This window comes from Pedobacter foliorum (assembly GCF_013266735.1).
Lineage (GTDB): Bacteria > Bacteroidota > Bacteroidia > Sphingobacteriales > Sphingobacteriaceae > Pedobacter > Pedobacter foliorum.
In genome coordinates this window covers 193,348-206,292 of the sequence record NZ_JABSNU010000001.1, presented here as the reverse complement: position 1 = coordinate 206,292, position 12,945 = coordinate 193,348, and the positions used below count along the sequence as shown (strand labels likewise).

11 protein-coding genes are annotated in these 12,945 nt (G+C 34.1%); all 11 read right to left on the bottom strand.

The features are described 5' to 3' along the window. Positions 1–66: 66 nt before the first annotated feature. Positions 67–1,431, bottom strand: a complete 1,365-nt coding sequence (locus HQN83_RS00930) for a pectate lyase family protein (protein WP_173087678.1) — start codon at positions 1,429–1,431, stop codon at positions 67–69. 480 nt (positions 1,432–1,911) lie between these two features. Continuing rightward, positions 1,912–3,006 carry an NAD-dependent epimerase gene (locus HQN83_RS00925; RefSeq protein WP_173087676.1) on the bottom strand — a complete coding sequence of 365 codons (1,095 nt, stop codon included), beginning with the start codon at positions 3,004–3,006 and terminating at the stop codon, positions 1,912–1,914. A 39-nt stretch (positions 3,007–3,045) separates the two neighbouring features. Then, positions 3,046–4,881 carry an asparagine synthase (glutamine-hydrolyzing) gene (gene asnB / locus HQN83_RS00920; protein ID WP_173087674.1) on the bottom strand — a complete coding sequence of 612 codons (1,836 nt, stop codon included), beginning with the start codon at positions 4,879–4,881 and terminating at the stop codon, positions 3,046–3,048. A 22-nt stretch (positions 4,882–4,903) separates the two neighbouring features. Continuing rightward, complete coding sequence (locus HQN83_RS00915; protein ID WP_217277283.1) at positions 4,904–5,977, bottom strand: glycosyltransferase; 1,074 nt, start codon at positions 5,975–5,977, stop codon at positions 4,904–4,906. Positions 5,978–6,013: 36 nt separating this feature from the next. Next, on the bottom strand, positions 6,014–7,072 hold the full coding sequence (locus HQN83_RS00910) for an ATP-grasp domain-containing protein (RefSeq protein ID WP_173087672.1): 1,059 nt from the start codon (positions 7,070–7,072) through the stop codon (positions 6,014–6,016). Beyond that, positions 7,008–7,613, bottom strand: a complete 606-nt coding sequence (locus HQN83_RS00905; RefSeq protein WP_173087670.1) for a hypothetical protein — start codon at positions 7,611–7,613, stop codon at positions 7,008–7,010. The genes HQN83_RS00910 and HQN83_RS00905 overlap by 65 nt, the downstream gene beginning before the upstream one ends. Beyond that, positions 7,597–8,802: a pyridoxal phosphate-dependent aminotransferase gene (locus HQN83_RS00900; protein ID WP_173087668.1), complete on the bottom strand. Its 1,206-nt coding sequence runs from the start codon at positions 8,800–8,802 to the stop codon at positions 7,597–7,599. Before HQN83_RS00900 ends, HQN83_RS00905 begins: the two co-directional genes overlap by 17 nt. 11 nt (positions 8,803–8,813) lie before the next feature. Continuing rightward, a complete protein-coding gene (locus tag HQN83_RS00895) occupies positions 8,814–9,974 on the bottom strand; it encodes a glycosyltransferase (protein ID WP_173087666.1) in 1,161 nt (386 codons plus the stop codon). A 48-nt stretch (positions 9,975–10,022) separates the two neighbouring features. Further along, positions 10,023–11,261, bottom strand: a complete 1,239-nt coding sequence (locus HQN83_RS00890) for an O-antigen ligase family protein (protein ID WP_173087664.1) — start codon at positions 11,259–11,261, stop codon at positions 10,023–10,025. A gap of 8 nt (positions 11,262–11,269) precedes the next feature. Continuing rightward, complete coding sequence (locus HQN83_RS00885) at positions 11,270–12,346, bottom strand: glycosyltransferase family 1 protein (protein WP_173087662.1); 1,077 nt, start codon at positions 12,344–12,346, stop codon at positions 11,270–11,272. Beyond that, positions 12,343–12,939 carry a sugar transferase gene (locus tag HQN83_RS00880; RefSeq protein ID WP_173087660.1) on the bottom strand — a complete coding sequence of 199 codons (597 nt, stop codon included), beginning with the start codon at positions 12,937–12,939 and terminating at the stop codon, positions 12,343–12,345. Before HQN83_RS00880 ends, HQN83_RS00885 begins: the two co-directional genes overlap by 4 nt. Positions 12,940–12,945 lie beyond the last annotated feature (6 nt).

Here is a 12,945-nt window from a genome sequence, read left to right as displayed (position 1 = left end):
GTTAAACCGACCCTTAAATATTATAACATCAAAATGAGATGTTTAATCAATCATAAATACTGATTATTATAAGCTTAATGTTGCTCCAGCACCAGCTGTTACAACAGCAGGAACATTCGCAGCAGGGATTAGCTCTGATTTGTATTCATAAGTTGGAACCCATGTTGATGCTGATGTTGATATTTTGTTTGCACCACTGTTTTTATAAATATTGGTACTTGCACCACTTATAAATCCTGGTTTTGCATTATACTCAGTATAAATAGGATACTGCTGATTTTCAAAATAGTTGTTATCAGTTCTTACAGTAGCACCCATTGTTGCACCTACCCCATATCCACTGCCATTCTGCAAGTAGTTGTTGAATACGTGCATGTATCCAAATCTAGTACCTGGTTGTCTTTCAGATACATTATAGAAATAATTTTTATAAACAGTCACACGAAGTTTACCGATGTCATTAGTGTTTTGATCTCCAAAACCGATTAACATAGGAATGTGATTATCATGCAATCTGTTCCATGATAATGTTACGTAATCAGCTCTGTTTCCAACATCTAACAATCCATCATAATAATCCCATCCGTGATTTCTGTCAGATGACAAATCACAGTGGTCAACCCATACGTGATGTGCACCTTCTTTTATGACAATATTAGAATAAGTTACTACATTTTTTATAGTCATATTTCGGATGATAACATTACTAGTACCATACATTAATAATCCTACACCTTCCATGCTTGAACCTTTTACACCTAATATTGTTGTGTTAGATCCTACATTTACAAAGCCTGCTCCGGTAATCCTTCCCGATACCATAACAATTTTGGCTGTGTTTGATGAAACAGCAGATTTTAAAGCAGCAAAACTGGTTACTGTTACTGTTGGGCCACCTAAACCACCTGTAGTTTTACCATCAACAGAGGCATAGCCAATAATTGCATCACTTCCCACTGGACTTGTTACCGGTGGAGTTATTGGATTAGTTACCGGTGGTTTAGCTACAGAACTTGTACTTCCATCTATAGAATAAGTATAAGTACGTCCATTGGTTCTTGGATCTGTATTATCTGAGGCAGATAAATATAGCGCATTTAGCCAATGACTAAAGCGACCTTTACCAATAGTTCTGATATCTGCATGATTAGAATGTGCAGCACCAAGTTCTTTTCCGTTTTCAAAAACTTTCATTTTTGAAAGTGACGGCTCGCTTCCTGAATCTCCCGTAACAGGTAAATCATAAACTTTATAAGAAAAACCACCATCACTAGCAGCTTTGCTTACATTTAGGGTTTGAATGCCACTTGGGCTATTTACGGCAGCTAAAGTAGCTCCTGTAGTAGTAAGTGGGCTTTCAGGGTTTGCCACATCCGAGCCTTTTTTACATTTACTAAAAGTCAATACAACTAACAGTAATAGAAGGCTCATGGGCAGTCGATTTGTTGTTTTGTTTTTTCTTTCCATTTGATTTTTTAAAAGTATACAATGGTAACGCGAAAAAACGCGACACTATACACTTCAAAAATTATGGAAAATTGATGATTTTCTGTAAGGAAAATCGTTTTTTAAAGACACGTTAACTTTAGCTGATCTGAATGATTTAATTATTAAAGCGAATAAATTTTCGATAGGAAAGTAGAATATCTAAAAAATTAACTTCTAGAAACTATTTCTTATCTAAGAAACAGATTGGTTAAAATATTTTCAGGATATAATTTTAAAATTAATTTTAAATAGAGGAATATTATTTATTTCAGTGAGTGTATATGCTACAATAAGTATGTTTAAACACGCTTATAATTGTAATTTTTCTGTCACATAACACTATTCCCTCGCCAAACACTTAATATATTAGCCCGAAAATTTAGAATTATCAATTATTTTTCGTATTATTTTTCAACGGAATCGTCAATGATAAACAGCTGTTTCCTGGAAACTCTGTCTGTTTTTTGTTACCATGTAAAAATCTTTATACCAATCAACAAAATTCCTTACACCTACCGCAACAGAAATCTTTGGATTATAGGCCAGCATTTTCTTCATTACAGAGATGTCTGCCCATGTTTCTTCAACATCTCCATTTTGCATAGGCATGTAATTTTTCTCTGCAGTCTCACCTATATTCTTCTCAATCTCTGTAATGAAATTCATCAAATCAATTGATTCTCCTCTTCCAATATTAAAAACTCTGTATGGAACATTTGAACTAGACGGATCTGGCACTGAAGCGTCCCATAATGCATTTCTCTTTGCGGGATGATCGATAACCCTAACGATTCCATCCACAATATCATCGATATAAGTAAAATCACGTTTCATACACCCATTGTTAAATACGTCTATTTGTTTATGTTCCAGAATCGCTTTGGTAAAAAGAAAGGGAGCCATATCTGGCCTTCCCCATGGCCCATAGACAGTAAAAAAACGCAGTCCTGTTGTTGGAAGCTTAAATAAATGGCTATAAGTATGGGCCATCAATTCATTGCTTTTTTTTGTAGCAGCATATAATGATACCGGATGATTCGCCTGATGGCTTGCAGAAAAAGGCATTCTTTTATTTGAGCCGTAAACACTGGATGAGCTTGCATAAACCAAATGCTTAATGTTATGCGTACGACAACACTCAAGAATATTTAAAAAACCTGTAATATTGGAATCTATATAGGCACGTGGATTAGTTATGCTATATCTTACTCCTGCCTGGGCTGCCAAATTACATACTGCATCAAAATGGCAGCTTTTAAAAAGTTTTTTCATCTTACCATGATCGGTAAGGTCCAATTTAACAAATTGATAGTTTGAATATTTAGTACTTCTTATGGCTTTACCATACTCTAACTCTGATCCGCTAATTCCGGTTTCTGCAAGTCTGCCATATTTTAAATTCACATCATAATAATCATTAATATTATCAATCCCTATTACTTCATCACCTCTTTCTAACAAAAATCTGGTTAAATGATATCCAATAAAACCGGCTGTACCAGTAACTAATACTTTCATAATGATTGCTTTTAATTTTAGATTTATAGATTGCTAAGCCTAAAGGTGTTTATGCCATACCTCAAGACTGAATACGCAAAACAGTATTTTGGCTCTTCTTTCGTCAGAGATTTTAATCTTCCTATCTATTAGATTTACTATGAAATCCTTTTTTAAGATTTTAGAATACAAATTATCCGGAGCCAGCAAATAGGCTTGTATGATTTCTTTCAGCTCATTATCTACCCAGTTTTTCAATGGTATTTCAAAACCTCTTTTAGGTTGATCAATGAGTTCAGCAGGTAGGTATTTTTTACCAAGAGTCCTAAGAATATCTTTAGTCTGTAGCTTTTTGATCTTATAGTTGTCTGGAAGCCCAGGAGCAAATTCAAGTACCTCTTTAGCGAGAAATGGACTTCTTCCCTCCAAAGAATGCGCCATTGTAGCAATATCCATTTTGGTTAGTAGCCGACTAAATAACATCGAATCGAAATCCATTAGCAACAACTTCTTTAGCGGCGATATGGAATAATCGTTTATTCTTGCCAAATCACTTGAAATCATCTTCATCTTTGGCTTTTCGATGAAGGCGTCTTCGAAACCAACAAAAAGATCCGATGAAGCAGAGCAATATATTTTAATCAGGTCAGAATAACTTGCAAATTTTAACAGTCTATAGAAATAGGTGTAATTGCTTTGCTTTTGGTTCGCTACCGGCAAAATACTGCTTAATATTCTTGAACTAATCCTGGTAAACTGGCTAGGATTGAAAAAATCGACATGTCTGAAAGGCACATACCTTCTGTACCCTCCAAATAATTCATCAGCACCATCGCCATTTAAGACTACCGTAATATGCTTCTTTGCTTCTCTGGCAACGTAATAACTTGGAATTGCGGAATTATCAGAATTCGGTTCGCCATGATTTACTATAATTTTCTCTATATCCTTGTTTAAATCAGAAAAATCTATTTCAACAACTGTATGATCAGTGCCATATTTTTTCGCGACCTTTTCAGCCAAGGCCGATTCATCAAATGATCCTGGAACTTTAACTGTAAATGTTTTAAGCTTTGAAGTTTGTTCAGCAGCCATTGCTGTTACTAAACCACTATCTATTCCTCCACTCAAGAATGATCCAACATCCAAATCAGAACTATCTATTCTACTTTTTACTGCTTTTTTTAGTATGCAGTCCAACTGTGTTACCGCCTCAGTATAATCAGGTTTTCTTTCTGTCTTATAGTAATCCTCAATTTTAAACCAGCAAACATCATCACAAAGTCCAGTAAGCGTATCAATCTTTAAATAATGTCCATTTTCAAGTTCATTTACAAAGAGATACGGTGTAGCCTTACGATAGTGATGACCAACATAGAGGTAATCAGCTAAAGCGGAATAGTCTATCTCAGGTTTACATTTTTTATAGAGTACATTTAATTCTGATGAAAAAACAAATGTTCTTGCCCTATTGTATACATATAGAGGTTTTTTACCTGCCCTATCACGAGCCAGATACATTCTAAAATTGATTGTATCATATAAAGCAAAGGCAAACATGCCATCAAATTCATCAAGCATGTTCATCCCCATCAGCTCGAACATCATAAGGATAGTCAGTGTATCAGAATTTGAGGAAGCTTTAAGTCCATACTTTTTTCTCAGCTCCATATGGTTGTATATTTCGCCATTGAAAACAATGACTAAACCATTATACTCCATTGGTTGTTGTCCGCTAACGCTTAAATCCTGAATCGCCAGCCTGGTGTGATAAAGATTTACATTATATAAGCTATAATAGCCCTGTTCATCAGGTCCCCTGTGCAATAATCCATTAAAGATATTACTCTTTTCTATTGGGTATTCATAGTTTATTGTTCCAAATATTCCGCACATATAACGTCAATTCTAAATAACATTAACCAGCTAATCTGTCAATTAATTGCATCCATTCGCCCATCACTTTTTCTTCGCTAAATCGTGTTTTGATATGCAGCTTTCCGTTATTTCCAAGCGCTAACCTATCTGCAGCTGACATATCCATTATTTTTAACATATTGGTAGCCATGTCCTGCTCATTTTGCTTCTCACATAACAAACCACACTGCGCTTTCTCAACTAACTCATGATTTCCATCTATGTCTGTAACAACTGTAGGTTTGGCATGAGCCATGGCTTCCAAAATTGCATTTGGCATACCTTCTGAAAATGAGGAAAGTACAAAAGCATCTGATTGACCTAAATATTTATGCGCTTCCTGCTTAAAACCCATAATATTCACGTGTTTTTGAATTTCCAACTCCTCAATGGCCTTATGCGGCCACAATTCGCCATTTAAATCTCCAATGATATCGACAGTAAAATTTCTATGTTTTAGAAGCGCTATCGCTTTAAATAGTGTTAAATAATCTTTGTTCCATCTAAAGTGACCTATGCAAATCCATTTAAAGTTTTTCTTTTCAAGGTCATCATCAATATTGCTGTACACTGGTAGCGCAATTCCATTATGAATTACAACCCCTCCTTTACACACTAGCTTTTGCTTTTCAAAATTTACCATCGAAGCAAAAGAGTTATAAACTATAACATCATCAAGTTTTTGCGTAAGCTTAAAAGCTAGATACCATTTCTTAGGTATCACAGATATCCTAATGGTTGATATCAGTTTAAATTTGAAGCTTAACTTTAAAAGGCGCGCAAATATTATTGCTATAAACATAAAAGCAATAACTACATCTGGCCTGAATCTTTTAATGGTTTTATATAGCGAGCTTATATTTGAAAATGGATTGCGAAACCAATTCCCTAAAAACAACACTTCTAAACCTGACTTTTTGATTTCGCCATTAAATTCATCTATTGGCTTTAAAGAAATAATCAAAACCTTATGATGCCTTGATTTAAGAAACAATGCAATTTTAAGTAATTGGGTTTCTGCCCCACCTTTGCTCATAGATGGAGTCATTAAAATCACCCTTTTGTTCACTTTCATAAACGATATGTTTGAGAGGCCAATTAATGTAAGAACCTAATTAGCTAATGAATCTTCCAGATAAGCTTTTACTTGTTTATGTTTAATATCAAAAACCACATCGACGTACTTAACATCCCATGAGTTGAATAAGCTAAAATGTTGTTTATAGAAAGCATATGCTTTATCTTTTAACTCCATTTTAGGATTTGGCTGATAAAATGGGCTAACTTCCAGATAGATTGGTTTTGTATCCAGATCATCATTTCGCCATGTAACATCAAAGGCTCCTGTAGTAATTTTCAGAGATTTGAATGTTTCTATAATATGTTCTCTCCATTGTTCTGGGAAAAAATCAAAGTCTACCTTACTTCCATAGCTGGTCGATGTAGGCTTCCATTCCTTATTTAAGTTTATCCTCCAATAATGAAGCAGAATTTCTCCTTTAACCAAAATAACCCTCAAATCCTTTCTCATATTAATTAACTCCTGCACTATAATGTGTCTATTCTCTTCCACGAATTTTTTGTTAGAAACGAGTTCAGCTAAGTCATCAATAGATGAAATCTTGTATAATCCCTCAGATGATGATGAATGTTCCGCTTTAACTAGAAATGGATAAAGAACATTGGCATTTAACAGGTCTTCTAATGATTCGAATATTTTTGTCTTAGGTTCATTAACCCCTTCCACATAAAACACCTGATGCATATATGTTTTATTTTCCCATAACATCGTCTCGCTATGTTTTGGGAAAACTGAATTACCCTGCTGCTCCAGTTGCATAGTTATATGGGATAAAATATGTGTATAGTTGTCGAACTTGTAAATATTGTATCGGTTGCTGATAGAGAAGAAGATTTTCTTGTTATGATATTTACCAATAGCTAGGCTGTATACAATTTTTATTCTTTTATTCTCCGTTATCAAACCGGCAATAGTGGCCATATCCCAGATAAAAGCATCAGATCCAAAATATTTAATCGATCTAAAAGGAATCCATACCAAAATATCGCTTTTGGAATCGTATAACTTCCATAATTTAAACCACTTAATTGCTACTATAATTCTGATGATACGAGATATTCTTTTTAATACCTTTATTACTGGTTTCATAAGCTGAATTGATTAATTCTATTTCTTTAACGCCTAAATATTCTACTGGTAGTTCTTTTATTTTTAATATCATTTTTTCATAGAGTCTAACTTCACCATGCTCATGACCATAACTCAGATCGTCTATATAAACTACAGCTATACCTTTGTTTAGTAGCATCTTTATGTAGTTCAGCTTATCTTCAGCCTTGTTCACAAGAATTACATTAGCTGACTTCAATCCATTATTGGATAGCCATTTTCGTGTTGAAAAGTAGTCTGAGTAACTTCTTGCAGAAATGAAAATCACGCATTTTTTCATTTTCATTTTATCGAGAATGAAATTTCGCATCCCTAGAAAAATAGATAGAGAGCCATACCTATGATTTTCATTTCTATAAACATAATCACGTAGTGATGGCCATGTATCAGCTAGCGTATTATCTATATCTACCAAATACACCCTATCCTTTAGATCAACATCTTTAATACATCGTTTAAAACGATATTTAAAAAACAGATCGAAAGCACCGTAAATAATCACTTTAAATAGCCGTTTCATTTACTAATTTCAAAACCTTATTCAATTCTAAACAAGCCTTTATACTTTGAATTACATAGTCATTCTCTTCTTTGGATCGGGATGCTAGCCTTATATACTGTCCTTTTAAGCCAATTTTATCATCACAAGTCCTAACATAAATCCCATAGCTTATCAGCAGTTTAGCAACAAATTCTGTTGATTTTATTCCCTCTTGCAATTCGATAAGAACAAAGTTTGCCATACTAGGGTATACTTTGATATTTGACAACTGTTTCAATTCCTGGATAAACTCCAAAGTTTCAACAATGTACTTCACTCTTACTTTGTCATACCTAAGCGCAAAATCCGCTCTTGTATACAAACGAAAGAAGTATTCTGCTAGCCCATTTGAATTCCACAAATAGCCATTCTTTAATAACTTGTCCACATATTCCTTTCTCATTACACCATAACCAGCTCTAACTCCGGCAATCCCAAAATCTTTCGACATGCTTTTTAAAACAATAAGATTAGGATGGTTTTTTACTAAATGAGATAATGAAACCAATTGATATGATTCACTTTCATATGCGAAATGAATAAAACTTTCATCTATAATGATATTTTCAACAAATGAAAGTTCCTCAATAATTCGCTGTACATCAGCTGCCTTGGTATAGCCTCCATTAGGATTGTTTGGATTAATCAGAACTATAGTATCTGGTTTATGCAGCTTAACAAAGTCAATATATTCTTCAGCATTAAGACTGTAACTGTTGTCCTTTGATAAATTATAATATACTACATCAACTCCTTCCTTAACATACTCATAGTAAGAAGAAAAGGTGGGAATAGTAATTATGATTTTCTTCCTGGTAAAGTTATGAATCACAGCCTGAATGATCTCGATGGCACCATTACCAATAAAGATGTTCCCTGAATCGATTTTCAGGAAATCAGCGAGAATCTCAGCTATTACCCCATTCTGTGAGGGATAGCTTTCTAATAAATCCCTAATATTTCCGGTGTGCAGAATTTCCTTATTAAAGTATTCAATAAATAAATCTGTAGCATAGGGATTAGATAAGAAGCAAGCATCTACTTTAATGTCTACTTCAGGAAGTTTTTGTTTAAATGTAAAGAAGCTTGGAGAATGGGATCCTGCCTCATTCTTTAGTATTTCAATTTTCTTTACAACTTTCAGCTCGTCATTAGTAAATTTTATCATCTTAATTTAAGTTAAATCTTAGTAATCACCTGATAGTCCTTCATCGTAGTATCTCTACCCAACATTAACATTGCCAAGTAGCTTCTTGAATGTGCATTTGCGGATGCCTGGATATGATAATTTAATTTGAAGAATAGTCTTCCGTTTAATTTGATCATTTTTTTATCCGGATGTGTCAACGCCTCTTTAAGTACATCGCAATATCCATTTACACTGATATCTTTACTTAAAAAACCGGTCTTTCCGTGTTTAATCATCTGCTTAATACCACCTACAGGAGTACAAACCGGAATACAGCCTACCGATAATGCTTCAATTAGTGAGATTGGCATCCCCTCAAATATGCTCGAAAGGCAAAATGCATCTGCTAAAGTCAAATAGTCGACTACGTTATGTTTACCTCCAACAAACTCTATGTAGGTGTCATTACCAACTACCTTTAGCAAACGTTGATAGAGTTGTTTGTCTTTAACCTCTCCAATAATAATTAGCTTGCATTTCTTTTCTTCAGTTGCATTAAATTGTTGTACCGCCTTTATTAATAGTTCTTGGTTTTTTTCAGTTGCGATACGCCCGACATGCACTAAAATAAACTCGTCTTCACCTTTCCGGTATCGTTCTGTTAGCAAAGGATATTCATCACTGTTTACTAAATCCTGTCTCCCATTTTCAATTAAGATGTCATTGTTCAGTTTATAGTAGTCTCTATATGTTTTACTACCATCAAAAGAAATTGTCACTGGCTTTACTTTATTGGATTTGTACCATACTTTGCGGAAATTCTTAATAAAAAAATTGGGACATTCAGCTACAGCAGTATTGTGAATCGTGTGAAAAAAAAGTGAGCTCTTACTTAGAAAAAGATAAAAAGCGAGGTATTCAAAACCATTTAAGTGCGAATGCAGAACCTGTGGTTTAGCTTTAACCAGCCATTTGGTTAAAGCCATAAAAACACTTAGGCTAAATCCTCTTTCTTTATTAAAAGAAACATACCTAACAGCTTTGTCTATATCTTTCACAAAAGTCTCCTCTTCGTCATTCGCACAGATAGAAACTAAAAAAACCTCGTATTGATCATCCTTTGCCAGTTCGTTACATAAATCAACTACAAAGCGTTCAGCCCCGCCCTTGGTTAAATCACCTATAAGGTGCATTATTTTTACTTTCTCCATAGTCTTATTTAACTGGAAATCTGATTCAAAAAAATAAAATACTATTTGTTAGGAATGATGAATACGAATGTTTGACGTATTGTCTAATTCTACGTCGGATTCAGTCTCTTTATTTAGTAAAAAATTAAGGTGCAGAATTGCGAAATAGAGGAAAAATGTTGGGCCATTTGCACTAACAAGCCATGAGTTATGCGACAATGAGTTAATAGAAATTGCTATGAATGAAGAGCAAAGACAAATCATTAAGGCAAACTGCTTCTTTCTTACATTTCTAAATGCTCCAATTATTATTTTTCCAATTTTATAATACAGCCCAGCCAATATTCCTAGACCTAAAAAAGGACCTACATAGGTCAGAAACATCAAGTATGCGTTGTGAGAAGTAAGCCCAGAAGAAAATACTTCGTTACGATAGGTCACATCTGACCAGTCCTTCCCGTAAAATATAAGTCCATATGGGTATTCAGAATAAATTCTTAAATTTTCTGCTGCAAGAGTAGATCTGTTATATTCTTCCATATTGTGCTCATTCTTTGTAAGAATATTGTTGTAGGAATCCAGATTATCTTTTAAAACATAGGTATAAAAAACGAATGCGGCACATACTGCGAATAATACGATGAAAATTGCTTTGTAATTATAGTATAACAGAAGAAATAGGAACACAGAGCAAACAAAACCAACAAACACTGAACGTTGCATGCCTAGATAAATAAAAAGTAAGCAAACAAGGAGACTGAGTATCTTAATTATCCATGGCTTCTCAAATACGAATGTAAAAATTAAAAGAAATGGCACAAGTGCCGCCAGTTGGTATCCAAAATTAAACTGATAAATTGCTATTCCGGAGGGACTTTGAACTACAGGCTCTCCCATAAGCATTGATCTAAAATTATTTATCTCTGAAAGATAGAATGGATTAAACACCATTACAATTCCGGAAAGAGTAAGTAAAGCAATAAAAATATAAACGGTGATATCAAACCTCTTTCTATTGGTACCAACAAAGTAATTAAAGTAAGCGGCACACATTCCAATACATAATACATTAGCTATAAATACCATGTAATCAGAAAAGCCAATAACATTATACAGGAACATCGCTACACCTAGAAAAACAAGCTCGTGTTTGTACAAGAATCCAAGTTTTTCCTTATCTCTAAATAAAAAGACAAGGGGGAAACAGAAAATAAGTGGTGTAGGTATTCTAAAAAAATCTGTCATAAAAATTCCAAACGACAGTGTATATAAGTACATCACTACAAGTACTGCTACAATTAGTTTCATATCAAGAACTATTCAATATTTTGTTTGAAATTATTTATGAAGCCTTGAGCATCATTTATGGTATTAAAATATTTCTCTTGGGCATTTTTTGCGATATCCCTGTAGACATCATAATGGGCCGCGATATCCTCTAACTTATCTCCTAACCCCACTAAATCCCAACTTACAGGAACATAGGTTTCATGCTCTACAAACACATTTGGAAATGTCTCCATATGGTTCATTAAAGGTTTAATCAGTACTGATCCTGCAATGAAAGTTTCAAAGTCACGATAGCAAATTTCCCCCCATCCAAACGGACTGACACTAAGTTTAGAATCCCGAAGTTCGTCCCAGTATTTTGCTTTACTTACATTCCCACCGCTTGCAATATTTAGATTCAGTTTCTCAAAAAGCTCCAATACGTGATTTCTCTGATAAGAAATCATATTTTTACCGCCTTTGTCTTTATGAATCGTCCCCCTAAAGGCAAGATCATATTTTCTTATTTTATCGACAGGAGATAACTGAGTTGGATATAACCTGTAGGCCAGGTAATTACTTAATCTGCTCATTTTATATCCGAAGTACCTATAGTCATTAAAGCCTATATTCCAACCAAGCTTAATTTTATGAAGTTGATCACTTGGGCATGCTATAAACTTTGTTCTCTCATCTTCGGGTATTGTGTTTAACCATATCCTTAAATCATTTTGTTCACTAGAAGTATAGTAATCAACATTTTTTAGTCTTTGCTTCTTCATAAAAACATCAACCAGAGATATAATTGGGAAATCACTTGAACCGGTAGAATCAGCAGCATCAAACCAAATTACCTTGCCAGCTGTACTTTTCATTTCTAACAAATAAGTCTTTAATTCATCTTCATTCTGAGAAGACCTGGTGTGTATATTTTGCCAGCCATCCGCAAAATACCTTGAATGTAAAAGCAAGTAATCCGCTCCTTTCAGCCTTTTATCCTTGTGATCAAAATAGATTTCTACTTTCAGATCATTCTCAAGAAAAGATTCTCTCCAGCGATAAAAATGATGTGTTTCACCATAATACCTTTTAGAAGGCCAATCCAAAATCTTCAATACTTTCATCTGCTAATGATACTTTTCAGTGTATAAGAAATAATTTTAAGATCAACCCAAAGGTTATGGTGTTCAATATATTTTAAATTCTGGTTAATCTTTGAAGGAATAATAGTGTTAATGTAAAAGCTCTCAGGATCTTCAGCATTTGCAAGCAATTGATTCTCATCAATATACTGTATTGAAGCCCAGTCAGTAATACCTGGTTTTACAGTAAGTACCTTTTTTTGAAAGGCATCATATAACAAGACGTATTTAAGCACCTCAGGTCTGGGCCCTACAAAACTCATTTCACCTTTTAAGATATTAATAAGCTGTGGAAGTTCATCAATTTTATACTTCCTTAACCAACACCCAACGCGAGTAATGCGGGAATCGTGATCGCCAATAGTTAATAAACCCGCCTTATCTGAATTGGCATACATTGTTCTAAATTTGATCAGTTCAAAGTTCTTCTGATTTAAACCTACCCTAATCTGCTTATAAAAAATACTGCCTTTTGAATCTAACTTCAACAGAACAATAACGATAAGAAATACAGGTAGTAAAAACAGCAAACCAGCTACAGCGAACAATACATCAAACACCCTTTTTGCATTCATGTCATT